Source organism: Ensifer sp. 22460 (assembly GCF_052044935.1).
Taxonomy (GTDB): Bacteria; Pseudomonadota; Alphaproteobacteria; order Rhizobiales; family Rhizobiaceae; genus Ensifer.
Window position 1 is genome coordinate 50,566 of record NZ_JBQENZ010000027.1, and the last position, 14,548, is coordinate 65,113.

At 62.5% G+C, this 14,548-nt stretch carries 11 protein-coding genes; 8 read left to right on the forward strand and 3 right to left on the reverse strand.

Annotation, left to right across the window (positions count from 1 at the left end):
* Nucleotides 1-88: 88 nt before the first annotated feature.
* On the forward strand, nt 89-2,524 hold the full coding sequence (gene gyrB / locus ACTJKM_RS27775; RefSeq protein ID WP_440661409.1) for a DNA topoisomerase (ATP-hydrolyzing) subunit B: 2,436 nt from the start codon (nt 89-91) through the stop codon (nt 2,522-2,524).
* Nucleotides 2,525-2,583: 59 nt separating this feature from the next.
* On the opposite strand, the gene ACTJKM_RS27780 is transcribed toward gyrB, so the two are convergent.
* A complete protein-coding gene (locus ACTJKM_RS27780) occupies nt 2,584-3,180 on the reverse strand; it encodes a nitroreductase family protein (protein ID WP_112995104.1) in 597 nt (198 codons plus the stop codon).
* Between the two features lie 256 nt (nt 3,181-3,436).
* Here ACTJKM_RS27780 and gabD point away from each other — a divergent pair, with 256 nt between their 5' ends.
* Nucleotides 3,437-4,891 (forward strand): NADP-dependent succinate-semialdehyde dehydrogenase, encoded by a 1,455-nt coding sequence (gene gabD / locus ACTJKM_RS27785; RefSeq protein ID WP_110879972.1) that lies wholly within the window; start codon nt 3,437-3,439, stop codon nt 4,889-4,891.
* Between the two features lie 254 nt (nt 4,892-5,145).
* On the forward strand, nt 5,146-5,952 hold the full coding sequence (locus ACTJKM_RS27790; protein ID WP_112995081.1) for an aldolase/citrate lyase family protein: 807 nt from the start codon (nt 5,146-5,148) through the stop codon (nt 5,950-5,952).
* On the opposite strand, the gene ACTJKM_RS27795 is transcribed toward ACTJKM_RS27790, so the two are convergent.
* On the reverse strand, nt 5,946-7,034 hold the full coding sequence (locus ACTJKM_RS27795) for a mannitol dehydrogenase family protein (protein ID WP_112995080.1): 1,089 nt from the start codon (nt 7,032-7,034) through the stop codon (nt 5,946-5,948). The two genes, ACTJKM_RS27790 and ACTJKM_RS27795, sit on opposite strands and share 7 nt — an antisense overlap.
* A gap of 19 nt (nt 7,035-7,053) precedes the next feature.
* Nucleotides 7,054-7,932, reverse strand: a complete 879-nt coding sequence (locus ACTJKM_RS27800) for a GntR family transcriptional regulator (RefSeq protein WP_057252035.1) — start codon at nt 7,930-7,932, stop codon at nt 7,054-7,056.
* Nucleotides 7,933-8,146: 214 nt separating this feature from the next.
* Here ACTJKM_RS27800 and ACTJKM_RS27805 point away from each other — a divergent pair, with 214 nt between their 5' ends.
* The 5 genes from ACTJKM_RS27805 to ACTJKM_RS27825 all read left to right on the forward strand — a co-directional run bounded on the left by ACTJKM_RS27805 (nt 8,147) and on the right by ACTJKM_RS27825 (nt 14,547).
* On the forward strand, nt 8,147-9,664 hold the full coding sequence (locus ACTJKM_RS27805) for a UxaA family hydrolase (protein WP_255571511.1): 1,518 nt from the start codon (nt 8,147-8,149) through the stop codon (nt 9,662-9,664).
* A gap of 40 nt (nt 9,665-9,704) precedes the next feature.
* Nucleotides 9,705-10,724 carry an aldo/keto reductase gene (locus ACTJKM_RS27810; RefSeq protein ID WP_112995078.1) on the forward strand — a complete coding sequence of 340 codons (1,020 nt, stop codon included), beginning with the start codon at nt 9,705-9,707 and terminating at the stop codon, nt 10,722-10,724.
* A 167-nt stretch (nt 10,725-10,891) separates the two neighbouring features.
* Nucleotides 10,892-11,881: an ABC transporter substrate-binding protein gene (locus tag ACTJKM_RS27815; protein ID WP_058327480.1), complete on the forward strand. Its 990-nt coding sequence runs from the start codon at nt 10,892-10,894 to the stop codon at nt 11,879-11,881.
* A 94-nt stretch (nt 11,882-11,975) separates the two neighbouring features.
* Complete coding sequence (locus tag ACTJKM_RS27820) at nt 11,976-13,529, forward strand: sugar ABC transporter ATP-binding protein (protein WP_058327479.1); 1,554 nt, start codon at nt 11,976-11,978, stop codon at nt 13,527-13,529.
* Nucleotides 13,530-13,569: 40 nt separating this feature from the next.
* On the forward strand, nt 13,570-14,547 hold the full coding sequence (locus tag ACTJKM_RS27825; protein WP_058321607.1) for an ABC transporter permease: 978 nt from the start codon (nt 13,570-13,572) through the stop codon (nt 14,545-14,547).
* Nucleotide 14,548: the final 1 nt, after the last annotated feature.

Below are 14,548 nucleotides of genomic sequence, written 5' to 3' on the forward strand. Positions count from 1 at the left end.
GACAAATTTTCTATAGTCCACGAGGCGTCCGAGACGTGATTCGCAACGAATCACCCTGTCCGAACAACCTGGAAAGACCCGTAGCTGAATGACCGACAATCCTGAGACCGAAACCGGCGCCAGCGCCGAATATGGTGCCGATTCCATCAAGGTGCTGAAGGGCCTGGATGCCGTGCGCAAGCGGCCGGGCATGTATATCGGCGACACGGATGACGGCTCCGGTCTGCACCACATGGTGTATGAGGTCGTCGACAACGCGATCGACGAAGCGCTTGCCGGTCATGCGGATATCGTAACGGTGACGCTTAATTCTGATGGATCGGTAACGGTCACGGATAACGGTCGCGGCATCCCGACCGACATCCACAAGGAAGAAGGCGTGTCGGCGGCCGAGGTCATCATGACCCAGTTGCACGCCGGCGGAAAATTCGACCAGAACTCCTACAAGGTTTCGGGCGGTCTGCACGGCGTCGGCGTGTCCGTGGTCAACGCGCTTTCCGTTTCCCTGAAGCTGAAGATTCGCCGCGCAGGCAAAATTCACGAGATGAGCTTCACGCACGGCGTCGCCGATGGCTCTCTGGCCGTTACCGGCGACGCAGGCGACGCGACCGGAACCGAGGTGACGTTCCTGCCGAGCAGCAAAACCTTCACCAAGACCGAGTTCGATTACAACACGCTGGAACACCGCCTTCGCGAACTCGCCTTCCTCAATTCAGGCGTTCATATCATTCTGACCGACAAGCGCCATTCGGACATTCGCCAGGACGAGATGATGTATGAGGGCGGTCTCGAGGCCTATGTCGCCTATCTCGACCGGGCGAAGAAGCCGCTGGTGCACAAGCCCGTATCGATCCGCGGCGAAAAGGACGGCATCACCGTCGAAGTGGCGATGTGGTGGAACGACAGCTACCACGAAAACGTGCTCTGCTTTACCAACAACATCCCGCAGCGCGACGGCGGCACCCATATGGCGGGCTTCCGCGGCGCGCTGACGCGCCAGGTCACCTCCTACGCGGATTCCTCGGGCATCACCAAGAGGGAAAAGGTCACGCTCCAGGGCGAGGACTGCCGCGAAGGCCTGACGGCTGTTCTTTCGGTCAAGGTTCCAGATCCGAAGTTCTCATCGCAGACGAAGGACAAGCTGGTGTCTTCGGAAGTGCGCCCGGTTGTCGAAAGCCTCGTCAACGAAGCGCTCAGCACCTGGTTCGAAGAACATCCGAGCGAAGCCAAGATCCTCGTCGGCAAGGTGGTCGAAGCGGCTGCTGCCCGCGAAGCCGCCCGCAAGGCCCGCGAACTGACGCGCCGCAAGGGTGCGCTCGATATCTCGTCGCTGCCCGGAAAGCTTGCCGATTGCTCCGAGCGTGACCCGGCCAAGTCCGAAGTCTTCCTGGTGGAGGGTGACTCGGCAGGTGGCTCCGCCAAGCAGGGCCGCTCGCGCGAAAACCAGGCGATCCTGCCGCTGCGCGGCAAGATCCTCAATGTCGAGCGTGCGCGCTTCGACAAGATGCTGTCGAGCCAGGAAATCGGTACGCTGATCACCGCACTCGGCACCTCGATCGGCAAGGACGAGTTCAACGCCGACAAGCTGCGCTATCACAAGATCATCATCATGACGGACGCCGACGTCGACGGCGCCCATATCCGCACCCTGCTGCTCACCTTCTTCTTCCGCCAGATGCCGGAATTGATCGAGCGCGGCCATCTCTATATCGCCCAGCCGCCGCTCTACAAGGTCACGCGCGGCAAGTCGGCTCAATACCTCAAGAACGAGCAGGCACTGGAAGACTACCTGATCACGATGGGTCTGGAAGAAGCCACGCTGGAGCTGGAATCAGGCGAAGTGCGCGCCGGCCAGGATCTGCGCGAAGTCATCAATGATGCACTCCGCCTGCGCAATCTGATGAACGGGCTGCACTCGCGCTACAACCGCTCGATCGTCGAGCAGGCGGCGATCGCCGGCGCCCTGAACGTTGAGCTCAACGGCCAGCGCGACGCCTATGAAGCGGTCGCTGCGGAGGTTGCCCGTCGCCTCGACGTCATCGCCGAGGAAACCGAACGCGGCTGGAGCGGTGCGGTCACGGCAGAAGGCGGTCTTCGCCTCGAGCGCATTGTCCGCGGCGTCAAGGAAGTCGCGGTGCTCGATATGGCGCTGATCGGCTCGTCCGATGCCCGCTACATCGACCAGCTCACCGCGAAGCTCAAGGAAGTCTATGCTGCCCCGCCGGTTCTGCGGCGTCGCGACGGTACCCTGGAGATCAGCGGACCGCGTGCGCTTCTCGATGCGATCTTCGCGGCCGGTCGCAAGGGTCTCTCGATGCAGCGCTACAAGGGCCTCGGTGAAATGAATGCCGAGCAGCTCTGGGAAACGACGCTCGATCCGAACGTCCGCTCGCTGCTGCAGGTCCGCGTCACCGACGCCACCGATGCCGACGGCCTGTTTTCGCGCCTGATGGGCGACGAGGTCGAGCCGCGCCGCGACTTCATCCAGGAAAACGCACTGAGCGTCGCCAACCTCGACATCTGATCTTCTCGGATATCGTGACCACTTGGAATCCCGGTGCCTTGCGGCGCCGGGATTTTTCGTTATTCGCCCTTGAACTGGCCTTCGAAGGCGAACTCGCTGACCGGCTTGCGCTGGCTCGGGATTTCGCGTGCGCGCAGGTCGTCCGGTAGCGTCGAGGGGTCAGCCAGCCGTCCGATCGCCACGGCGGCCTCGACCCGGTGATGCTCGGGAACGTTCAGAACGCGCATCGCCTTGTCGCGGTCGATGCCGGCCATGCCATGGGTATGCCAGCCGCCAAGGGAAGCCTGCAGAGCGAGGCTGTACCAGGCCGAGCCCGTGTCGAAGGCGTGGGTATAGGCCGGCCGCATCTCGCCGTTCTGTGCCTGGTTGTGGGTTCTTGAAATAACGATCAGAAGCGCGGCAGCGTTCTTCGCCCAGCGCTGGTTGCCTTCATCGAGCGTGTCGAGCAGCACCGGAAAGTGCTCCGTTCCGCGACGGGCATAGACGAAGCGCCAGGGCTGTCGGTTGCTCGCAGACGGCGCCCATCGGGCCGCTTCGAAGAAGGAAAGCAGTTCGCGTTCCTCGATCTCCTCGTTGGTGAAGGCGCGGGGCGACCAGCGCTCCAGGAACATGGCATCGATGGGATAATCGGCTTTTCTGTTGTTGGTCGCCGTCATGGACATGCCTCTTCTATGTGTTCTCTATATCCTCGGCCGATCTTCGGTGCCTGATCTGTCACCTGCGCCTATGGCTCGATTCGTTTCGGACGCTACATGAGGACGGGTGTGGATGAAACCGGGTTGGACGCACGGGAACGCGAGCGCGGTCGGTACGCGAGGCGCGCCAGGAAAGTGCAGAAACGGTCGCGTGGGTCATTGCCGTTTCCAAGAAAAAAGTTGTATAAGTTCTGTAGACTTTGAGAGAGGACGGATCATGTCGTTTAAAGACCCATCATTGTTTCGCCAGGCAGCGCTCGTCGGCGGCGAGTGGATCGAGGCGGACGCGGCGAACGCGATCGAGGTGAACAACCCGGCGACCGGTGAGATCATCGGCCGGGTGCCGAAGCTCGGCGCCAAGGAAACCAGGGCGGCGATCGAGGCGGCGCGCGTGGCCCAGAAGGGCTGGGCGGCGCGCACGGCCAAGGACCGCGCCGGCGTTTTGCGCAAGTGGTTCGAGCTGATGATCGAGAATAAGGAAGATCTCGGCCGCATCCTGACGCTGGAGCAGGGCAAGCCGCTTGCCGAAGCAACGGGCGAAATCGTCTATGGCGCAAGTTTCGTCGAGTGGTTCGCCGAAGAGGCGCGCCGCCTCTATGGCGACCTGATCCCCGGTCATCAGCCCGACAAGCGCATCCTGGTGATGAAGCAGCCGATCGGCGTCGTCGCGGCAATCACGCCCTGGAACTTCCCCAATGCGATGATCACCCGCAAGGCCGGCCCGGCTTTCGCTGCAGGTTGCGCGATGGTGTTGAAGCCGGCGGCACAGACGCCGTTCTCGGCAATCGCGATCGCCATTCTCGCCGAACGCGCCGGCTTGCCGAAGGGCCTGTTCAGCGTCATCACCGGCTCGGCCCGCGAGATCGGTGCCGAGATGACCTCCAACCCCGTCGTGCGCAAGCTGACCTTCACCGGCTCGACCGAAGTCGGTGCCGAGCTCTATCGCCAGAGCGCCGCCACCATCAAAAAGCTCGGCCTCGAGCTTGGCGGCAATGCTCCCTTCATCGTCTTCGACGATGCCGATCTCGATGCGGCGGTTGAGGGCGCGCTGATCGCCAAGTTCCGCAACAACGGCCAGACCTGCGTCTGTGCTAACCGCATCTATGTGCAGGACAAGGTCTACGACGCCTTTTCCGACAAGCTCGCCAAGGCGGTCGCCAAGCTGAAGATCGGCAACGGCCTCGACGAGGGCGTGATCCTCGGGCCGCTGATCGACAAGGCGGCGCTGGAGAAGGTCGAGGAGCATATTGCCGACGCCACCTCCAAGGGCGCGCGCGTGATCCAGGGCGGTAAGCGTCACACGCTCGGCGGCACCTTCTATGAGGCGACGGTTCTGGCCGATGTCACCCAGGCGATGGCGGTGGCGCGCGAAGAGACCTTTGGCCCGGTGGCGCCGCTCTTCCGCTTCGCCGATGAGGCGGATGTGGTCGAACAGGCAAACGACACTGAGTTCGGCCTTGCCTCCTACTTCTATGCCAAGGACCTGGCGCGGGTTTTCCGGGTGGCCGAAGCGCTGGAATACGGCATGGTCGGCGTCAACACCGGCCTGATCTCGACAGCGGAAGCGCCGTTCGGGGGCGTGAAACTCTCCGGTCTCGGCCGCGAGGGCTCGCGCTACGGCATCGAAGAGTTCACCGAGATCAAATACGTCTGCCTCGGCGGCGTGGCCTGAAACAGGCGAAAATCCGACTTGCAACAAACCGGCCAACGTTTTGGCCGGTTTTCTTTTGCCAGCAAGGCGTTAGTCTTCGCAGTCGAATCCATCGATGGCGTGAGATTGCCCCTCACCCTAGCCTCTCCCCGCAAGCGGGGCGAGGGGACTTGAGTCGGTGCGGCATCGTCCGTCCTCCTTTTTCCAGGACGAAGGTGCCGGCAGGCGGATGAGGGGCGAAGCTCGATCCCACGCTAAGTTTAAGGAGAGTCAGCATGCCGGCACCGAAGAACCCCTTTAAAGCGGCTCTGCGCGAAAACCGCTTCCAGCTCGGGCTGTGGGTGGCGCTCGCCAGCCCATACGCGGCGGAAGTGGTTTCCGGCAGCGGCTATGACTGGCTGCTGATCGACGGCGAGCATGCGCCGAATGACATTCCCTTGCTGTCGGCGCAGTTTCGCGCGGTCTCGGCATCGGCGAGCCACCCGATGGTTCGCCTGCCGGTCGGCGACACGGTGCTGATCAAGCAGATTCTCGACACCGGTGTGCAGACCCTGCTGATCCCGATGGTCGAGAGCCTGGCGCAGGCACAGCAGCTGGTGCGCGCCACCCGTTATCCGCCGCATGGCGTTCGCGGCGTCGGCGCCGCCCTCGGTCGGGCCTCGCAATTCGGCCGCATCGGCGACTATCTCCAGACCGCCGGTGATGAAATCTGCCTGATCCTGCAGATCGAGAGCCGCGCGGGTCTTGCTGCGATCGATGAGATTGCCGCGCTTGATTGCGTTGACGGCCTCTTCATCGGCCCTTCCGACCTGGCGGCCGACATGGGTTATCTCGGCAAGCCGGGCCATCCGGAGGTGCGCGCGGCAATCGCCGACGCGTTCGAGCGTATCAAGAAGGCCGGCAAGGCGAGGGGCATCATGACGCTCGATCTCGATCAGGCGCGCGACTACCGCGAGATGGGCGCCGATTTCATGGCGATCGGCACGGATGTCACGTCGCTCGTGCGCGCGACGACGGCGCTGCGCCAGGAGTTTCTCGGCGAGGTGGCGGTGGCACCAAAGAAGCAGGAATCCGGCTACTGATCCGAGATTGCCGTGAGCCCGGGCATTGCTACGCCCGGGCTCCAGAGCCGGAGGTCGCCGATCCGGCGCGCGATCTTTTCGCGGTGATGGTTGGCGATATCGCTTAGGCGATGATTGAGGAACGGGTTTCTGAAGCGCTCCAGCGTCGCGGCGACATAGTCCGTCGCTTCGCTTTGCAGGTCCTTCGCGGCGAAAGCGGGAATGACTTCGGATCGATAGATGCGGTCGAGATATGCTGCTACGCGGGCGTCGGCGAGCGTCTCCCGGACGGTCTCATGCGGGTTACGGCCCTCCCTCAGCCAGAGATCGGCCAGCACGGTGTGGCCGAGATTGAGGATGTGAAGCTTCAGCTTCTCGTAAGGCGTCAGGTCATCAACGAGCTTCACGGACGGATGAATGCACGGAAGGTGCAAGCCGGGCTGGTTTTCGATCGCCCAGAGCGCATAGGGTTCGGCAATCGCACCGGCGGGCTCCAGAGGCTCGGAGACGATGCGGTCGACCAATGTGTTTGCCCAGACGACACCTGTGTTCAGCCAGTTCGTGAAAGCGGTGTCTTTGGCCCGCTCCGCCGCGAGCCCCAGCATCAGCGCCTTCAGCACATCGCCGTTGCGTGACACGAGCTCGCAAGGAAGGATCGTCAGGGCGCGCCCACCCGCTTCAAAGCGGGCCTTCAGGAGCAGGAGCAGCTTGCCGGGAAAGGAACGGGGAATGTCCGTGACCAGGTCGTCGTCGGTGATCCGGTAACCCGTATCGCCGGTATTGGAGATCAGGATTTCCGCTTCCTGGGCAACAATCTCCCGGACCTCGCTCCAGTTTTCAGCGGTTGAAAGCGCCCGCGTCACGCTCGTCACCCGCTGCGTCGCGTCGATCCGCTCCCCGTCTTGGATGCCGCGGATGATGACGGGAAAGCCTTCGGGGCGCGCGAGCGCCGCAAGACGTCCGGAACGCTCGCTGGATCCGGTTGTCTGCACGATCGTGATCGGGCCTGGTGCCTTTCCCGCCTTCAGCGCGTCGCTGACGAAGAGATCGGCATGCGCTTGAAGAAAGCGGCTGGTTCCGAATTGCACGATCGGCGTCGGCATCTGTGGCTCCGGTAGCTGGCTATGGAATGGATTGAAGGAGAGTTTCGCGCGCGGACTGGAGATGCCGCCGGCAGGCCTGTTCGGCCTTTGCGGGATCATGCGAGCGCAACGCTTCGATATAGGCGAGGTGTTCTTCAAGCGCGCGGGCGTTGCGCTGGCGGGCATTCGTCTTGTTCCACTGGTAGTGATAGTGGAAGACGATCGCGATGATATCGTAGAAATCGACGATGAAGCGGTTGCTGGATGCCTTGTGCACTAGCAGGTGGAACTGCTCGTCTAACTCGGAAAACTCCCGGTAGCGGTTGTCGATATCGGCAAGCATTTCCCGGTGCAGGGTCTCGATTTCCCTGAGCTCCTCCCAGGCCGGGTGATCATCCGGAAGCGAGACGAAACGTGCGGCCGAGCGCAGCTCGAACATCTCGCGCACTTCCGTCAGCTCCAGCGCGAATTCACGCGTGAAGCCTTTCAGGATCCAGTGGCTGTTTGGCCGTTTTTCGATCAGGCCGAAGCGGCTGAAGCGGATCAGGAACTCGCGCACACTGGTCGTTCCGGTGCCGATCTCGCGCGCCAGTTCAAGCTCGTTGATCTGCATGCCGGGCTCGGCGCCGCCGGCGAGAATCCGGCGCATGAAACTGCGCTCGATGATTTCGGCGAGCGAATCGGTCTCTTCCGTTGGGAAGTAGTCGTCGGGGCGGGGCTGCCGCAGCACGTTCTTCTTGCGCTTGTCCCAGGCGATGAGCTGCGCCTCCTCGAAGCGGCTGAGGATCGCGCGCACCGTCGTCCGGCTGACGCCGAGCACCTGCCCAAGTTCCGGCTCGGAGGGCAGCGAGGATGTTTCCGCCAGAAGCTTCAGGCAGCGGTTATAGGCATCCTTGAAGACGGTGTTCTGTTTTGCCATGGCAAGATCCGGCCGGTTCGAAATTGTCTGCGCTTGTCAGGGACGCTCCTCTATCGCGGCGATCCGGTTTTGTCTCCGTCTGTCGTCAACATCTGTTCCTCCCATTCACCCGGTCCGGTCGTTGGCACGGCGTCGTCGCCGATGTTTTCGCTATAATACCCATTGACGACGATCTGTCTATTGTAGATAAAAGACAGAACAGACGATAACAATCATGGAGAAATCGGTGTCTGCGCCGTCCACCATCCTGCTCGCACCGGAGGACAACGTCGTCGTGGCGACATTGGCGATTGCCGCTGGTGATGCCTTGCCGAACGGCGCTCGCGCCGCAGTAAAGGTCGATGCCGGCCACAAGATTGCGATCCGTCCCATTCGCGCCGGCGAACCGGTCGTCAAATACGCCCAGGCGATCGGACGGGCGACCGCCGACATCGCGCCGGGCGACCATGTGCATTCCCACAATCTTGCCTTCGACCGGGATCGTCTGGCGATCGGTCCACAAGGGACGCCGGAGGCGGCAAGCGATGCCGACAAGGCACGCACCTTCAAGGGCTATCGCCGCGCAGATGGCCGGGCTGCGACGCGAAACTATATCGGTGTCGTCGCCAGCGTTAACTGTTCCACCACGGTCTGCCGTGCCATTGCCGAGGAGGCGAACCGCCGCATCCTGCCGAAATACGAAGGCATCGACGGCTTCGTGCCGATCGTGCACGATCAGGGCTGCGGCATGTCGTCGACCGGCGACGGAATGGCCAATCTGCACCGCACGCTTGCCGGTTACGCCCGCCATGCCAATTTCGGGGGCGTGCTGATGGTGGGCCTCGGCTGCGAGGTCAATCAATTGACGCTCTATGGCCAGAGCGGCGCTGGCGCGGAGAAACGTCATTTCAACATTCAGGAAGCCGGCGGCTCGCGCCGCTCCGTGGAAAAGGCACTCGGCATTCTCGAAGAAATCGCAGCCGAAATCGGAAAAGAGCGCCGTATTGCCATTCCGGTCAGCGAGATCATCGTCGGCTTGCAATGTGGCGGGTCGGACGGGCTTTCGGGCATCACCGCCAATCCGGCGCTTGGCGCCGCCGTCGATATCCTTGCTGCAGCCGGCGGCACGGCGATCCTCTCGGAGACCTCTGAGATCTATGGTGCCGAGCACCTGCTACGCAGCCGGGCGGTGAATGAGGCCGTAGCGGTGAAACTCGACGGCCTGATTGCCTGGTGGGAGAACTATGTGGCGATGCATGGCGCATCGCTCGACAACAATCCTTCGCCGGGCAACAAACGCGGTGGACTAACCACCATTCTTGAAAAATCACTCGGTGCTGTCGCCAAGGGTGGCCGGTCGCCGCTGAACGCAGTCTATCGGTATGCCGAACGGGTCACCGAGCACGGGCTCGTCTTCATGGATACGCCCGGCTACGATCCGGTATCTGCCACCGGCCAGGTTGCCGGCGGTGCCAACGTCATTGCCTTTACCACCGGCCGCGGCAGCTGTTTCGGCTGTAGGCCGGCGCCGTCGATCAAGCTTACCAGCAACACGGCGCTGTTTCGGGCGATGGAAGAGGACATGGACTTCGATTGCGGGGTGGTCGCTTCGGGGGAGGCGAGCATTGCCGGGCTTGGCCGGGAGATCTTCGACCTGATCGTCGAGACCGCCTCTGGCCGCAAGACCAAGAGCGAGCTTTTCGGCTACGGCGACAACGAGTTCGTGCCCTGGCATCTGGGGGCGACGCTCTAGACATGTGACGACTGGCATCCTTGGAGGAGGAGAACAGGGAATGCAGACGAGACGGATCGGTCGAACCGGACTAGCGGTGACCGAATTTAGCTTCGGTGCCGCCGGCCTCGGCGGGCTCTACCGGGAGTGCACCCGTGACGCGGCCATCGCGACACTGAACGCGGCCTGGCAGTCGGGTATGCGCTATTTCGATGTGGCACCCTATTACGGCCTCGGGCTTGCCGAGCGCCGCGTCGGCGACTTCCTGCGCGACAAGCCGCGCGACGAATTCGTGCTCTCCACCAAGGTCGGCCGGCTCCTCCATCCGGTGCCGGAAGACAAGGTGCCAGACTATTCCTATGTGAAGCCGCTCAATTTCGATGTCAGATACGACTACAGCTATGACGGCATCATGCGCTCCGTCGAGTTCAGCTACGCCCGGCTCGGACTCGGCCGCATCGACATCCTCTATGTCCACGACATCGGCGGCTACACCCACGGTGCCGCCCGCAATGCCGTCTATATCAGGCAGTTGCTGGAGGGTGGCCTGAAGGCGTTGGAGGAGCTGAAATCCTCAGGAGCGATCGCCGCCTATGGTCTTGGCGTCAACGAAGTGCCGGTCTGTCTGGAGGTCATGCGGTGGGCCGATATCGACTGCATCCTGCTGGCCGGCCGTTACACGTTGCTCGATCGCTCGGCCGTCGCCGAACTGCTGCCGCTCTGTGAAAAAAAGCAGACCTCGCTTGTCGTCGGCGGGGTCTTCAACTCGGGAATCCTGGCAACGGGTCCGGTCGAGGGTGCGCATTTCGATTACATGCCGGCAACGGAAGATATCCGGCAAAAGGTCGCTGCCATGGAGGCGGTTGCGCGCGGCATGAACGTGCCGCTTGCCGCGCCAGCCATGCAGTTTCCGCTGAGCCATCCCATGGTCGCCTCCGTGCTGCTCGGCACCGCCAAGCCGGAGAGTCTGAGGCGCAACATGGCGCTCACCGAACACCGGTTTTCAGCGGCCGATTTCGCGGCTTTCGAACCGTTCACGCTGGTCGCGCCGGAGCTCGGCGACGAGGCGGTTCGCGTATAGCGGGCGGGAGCCGCGTTTCGATCTGAAATGCTGTTCCGGCAGCTTGCCAAGCCGGAATTGTCGTATTAGCATTCCAATATGTTTTTTATCGATAAAAGGTCGATAGCTAGCACCTGCGATCGATCTCCAAGAAGTGGAACACGGTGCACTGAGAGGAGAAACCTGGGATGAGCATTCTAAAAAGCAGCCTTACCCGTCGTGCCTTCACCGCTTTGGCGAGCGCTGCGATGATCGCCGGCATGACGCCGGTGGCATCCTTCGCGCAGGACGTGACGATCCCGATCATCGTCAAGGACACCACGTCCTTCTACTGGCAGATCGTGCTGGCGGGCGCGCGCGCTGCAGGCAAGGACCTGGGTGTCAACGTGCCGGAACTGGGCGCTCAGGCCGAGTCCGACATCAACGGCCAGATCAGCATTCTTGAGAATGCGGTGGCTGGCGCTCCGGCTGCTGTCGTCATTTCGCCGACGGAGTTCAAGGCGCTTGGCAAGCCGATCGATGAGGCGGCCAAGGCGGTACCGATCATCGGCATCGATTCCGCCGCAGACTCGAAGGCATTCTCGTCGTTTCTGACGACCGACAACGTCCAGGGCGGGCGCATCGCTGCCGACGGGCTCGCCGCAGCTGTGAAAGAAATGACCGGTAAGGAAGAGGGCGAAATTGCCATCATCACCAACCTTCCGGGCGTCGGTTCGCTCGACCAGCGCCGCGAAGGTTTCCTCGATCAGGTCAAGACCAAGTATCCGGGCTTCAAGGTCGTTGCTGATAAATACGCCGACGGTCAGGCGACCACCGGCCTCAACATGATGACCGACCTGATCACCGCCAACCCCAATCTGGTTGGCGTCTTCGCCTCCAACCTGATCATGGCGCAGGGTGTCGGCCAGGCGATCGCCGAAAACAAGCTCGGTGACAAGATCAAGGTGATCGGCTTCGACAGCGACGACAAGACCGTCGGCTTCCTCAAGGAAGGCGTTCTTGCCGGCCTCGTCGTTCAGGATCCCTATCGCATGGGCTATGATGGCATAAAGACGGCGCTCGCCGTCTCCAAGAAGGAGAAGGTCGAGGCGAATGTCGATACCGGTGCCAACCTGGTGACCAAGGCCAACATGGCGGACCCGAAGATCGACGCTCTCTTGAACCCGAAGATCAAGTGACGATGGCGCGGCGGGCCTCCGGCCTGCCGCACCGCGCTTGCGGCCGGAGCGAGGACCGGCCGCAGCCGATCGCTGTCATGGGAGGAATGCGCAGATGACCGAGTTGCAAGAGGCACGCGACGTCAGGACCGAAGGGCTGCATGTGGCGACGCGCCACCCGGTTCCGAAAGGCGAGCCGATCCTGGAGCTGCGCGCCCTGCAGAAGAAATACGGCGCCGTGGAGGCCTTGAAGCCGGCGTCGCTGACCTTTCTTTCCGGTGAAATTCACGCGATCGTCGGCGAAAACGGTGCCGGCAAGTCGACGCTGATCAAACTCTTGACCGGCGTCATCAAGCGCACGTCAGGCGAAATCGTCTGGTGCGGCAAACCCGTCCAGCTCGGCACGCCACAGGAGGCGATCGAACGCGGCATCAACGCCGTGCACCAGGAGGTCGTGCTCTGCGCCCACCTGACCGTGGCGGCCAACATGTTCCTCGGCGACGAGATCAATCGCAACGGCCTGATGCGCAAGCGCGCCATGACCGATGCGGCACAGCGCGTGCTCGACGATCTCGGCTTCAATCTGCCGGCCGGCGCGGTGCTCGGCAGTCTCACCATTGGCCAGCAGCAGCTCGTCGCCACGGCGCGCGCCGCCATGCGTGGCACGCAGTTCCTGATCTTCGATGAGCCGACCGCCTATCTCACCCGACAGGAATCGGCGCAGCTCTTCCGGCTGATCCAGAGGCTTCAGGCCGAAGGCGTGACCATCGTCTATATCAGCCACCGAATGGAGGAGGTCTTCGAGATTGCCGACCGCGTCTCGGTGCTGCGCGACGGCACCCATGTCGGCACCCGCAAGATTGGCGAGACGAACGAGGCGGAGCTGATCGCGTTGATGATCAACCGCACCATAGAGCAGATCTATCACAAGGAGCATTTTCCGCCCGGCGAGGTCATCGTCGAAACGCGGAACTTGAGTGGCCCCGGTTTTCAGGATGTATCGCTGACCGTTCGCGCCGGCGAGATCGTCGGCCTTTATGGGCTGATCGGAGCGGGGCGCAGCGAGTTTGCGCTCGGCCTCTATGGTCGGCATCGTCCAAGCGCCGGCGAGGTCTATTGGAAGGGGCGCAAGGTCGAGATCGCCAGCGAGCGTGTCGCCATGAATCTCGGCATCGCGCTCGCGCCGGAAAGCCGCCGCGATCAGGGCCTGTGCCTCAATCTGCCGATCGGCCTCAACATCAATCTTCCGGTGTTCAACCGGCTGACGCGTGGCCTGACGATCAACGGCCAGCAGGAGCGGGAGAATGCCGACCGGCAGATCCGCGACCTGAAGATCAAGACGCCGTCGCGACGAGTCCTGGCGTCGGCCATGTCCGGCGGCAACCAGCAGAAGATCGTTATCGGCAAGTGGCTGAGCCATGGCGCCAAGCTCTTCATCTTCGACGAGCCGACCGTCGGCGTCGATGTGGGCACCAAGGCCGAGATCTACCGCCTGTTCGCGCGGCTTCTGGAGAACGGGGCAGGCATCATCCTGATCTCATCCTATCTGCCTGAAGTCTACGAGCTTGCGGACAAGTTGCACGTGTTCCGGCGCGGGCGGCTGGTTGCTAGCCACGACTATCGCGCCGCGAGCCACGAGGAAGTGCTGACGCAGGCGATCGGTGTTTGAACACATAAAAAGAAATCTGAGAGACGCAGGGAGGAAGACGATGAGTGCGGAAACGGTGGAAAGCGGCGCCAGCGCGGCGCCACGCAAGGGCGTGAGCATTCTGTTCGGCCTCACCCTCCTGGGGCTGCTTCTGTTCCTCTGGCTGCTGCTGGGCCTCGCCACCAACAGTTTTTGGACGCCAAACAACATCAGCAACCTGTTGCGCCAGGGGGCGATGACGGCCATCCTCGCGGTCGGCCAAACCTTCGTCATCATCACCGCCGGCATCGATCTTTCGGTGGGGGCGGTGGTCGGCTTCACCAGCGTCATCGTCGCCTGGCTGCTTGCGGCTGGCATGCCGCTCTGGGCCGCCATCATCCTCACGCTCGCCTTCGGGGTGCTGATCGGCGCCTTCCATGCTTTCGGCATCGTGCGCATGGGTCTGCCGCCCTTCATCATCACGCTTGCGACCCTGACATCGCTGCGCGGGATCGGCCTGCTGATCACCAACGGTTCGACGATCTCGATCACCAATGAAGCCTTCACCAACTTCTCTCGCGCGGATTTCCTCGGTGTGCCGAGCCTGTTCTGGATGGTGATCGTGGTGGCGATCCCGGCCTATGTCTTCCTGCACTTGAGCCGCTTCGGCCGTTATCTCTTCGCGGTCGGCTCCAACAACGAGGCGGCGCGCCTCTCCGGCGTCAACGTGCACCGCACCATCTATCTCGCCTATATCCTGTCATCGACCTGCGCCGCCTTCGTCGGCCTGCTGCTCGCCTCGCGCATCGGCATCGGTAACGCGACGCAAGCCGAGGGATGGGAACTGCAGGCGATCGCCTCGTCGGTCATCGGCGGCACCAGTCTGTTCGGGGCCGTCGGCTCGGTCCATGGGCCGCTGCTCGGCGCTTTCATCCTTGCGACGATCAACAACGGTGCCAATCTTCTCAACGTCAACTCGTTCTGGCAGCGCATCATCACCGGCGCGCTGATCATCGTCATCGTCTATTTCGACCAACTCCGGCGCCGCAGCGCCCGCTAGG

What these genes read in the sequence shown, in the direction of transcription:
- ACTJKM_RS27815 (WP_058327480.1), top strand. Translation starts at nt 10,892, where the DNA reads ATGAGCATTCTAAAAAGCAGCCTTACCCGTCGTGCCTTCACCGCTTTG.
- ACTJKM_RS27800 (WP_057252035.1), bottom strand. Translation starts at nt 7,932, where the DNA reads ATGGCAAAACAGAACACCGTCTTCAAGGATGCCTATAACCGCTGCCTG.
- ACTJKM_RS27820 (WP_058327479.1), top strand. Translation starts at nt 11,976, where the DNA reads ATGACCGAGTTGCAAGAGGCACGCGACGTCAGGACCGAAGGGCTGCAT.
- ACTJKM_RS27825 (WP_058321607.1), top strand. Translation starts at nt 13,570, where the DNA reads ATGAGTGCGGAAACGGTGGAAAGCGGCGCCAGCGCGGCGCCACGCAAG.
- ACTJKM_RS27805 (WP_255571511.1), top strand. Translation starts at nt 8,147, where the DNA reads ATGGAGAAATCGGTGTCTGCGCCGTCCACCATCCTGCTCGCACCGGAG.
- ACTJKM_RS27795 (WP_112995080.1), bottom strand. Translation starts at nt 7,034, where the DNA reads ATGCCGACGCCGATCGTGCAATTCGGAACCAGCCGCTTTCTTCAAGCG.
- ACTJKM_RS27790 (WP_112995081.1), top strand. Translation starts at nt 5,146, where the DNA reads ATGCCGGCACCGAAGAACCCCTTTAAAGCGGCTCTGCGCGAAAACCGC.
- gabD (WP_110879972.1), top strand. Translation starts at nt 3,437, where the DNA reads ATGTCGTTTAAAGACCCATCATTGTTTCGCCAGGCAGCGCTCGTCGGC.
- ACTJKM_RS27780 (WP_112995104.1), bottom strand. Translation starts at nt 3,180, where the DNA reads ATGACGGCGACCAACAACAGAAAAGCCGATTATCCCATCGATGCCATG.
- ACTJKM_RS27810 (WP_112995078.1), top strand. Translation starts at nt 9,705, where the DNA reads ATGCAGACGAGACGGATCGGTCGAACCGGACTAGCGGTGACCGAATTT.
- gyrB (WP_440661409.1), top strand. Translation starts at nt 89, where the DNA reads ATGACCGACAATCCTGAGACCGAAACCGGCGCCAGCGCCGAATATGGT.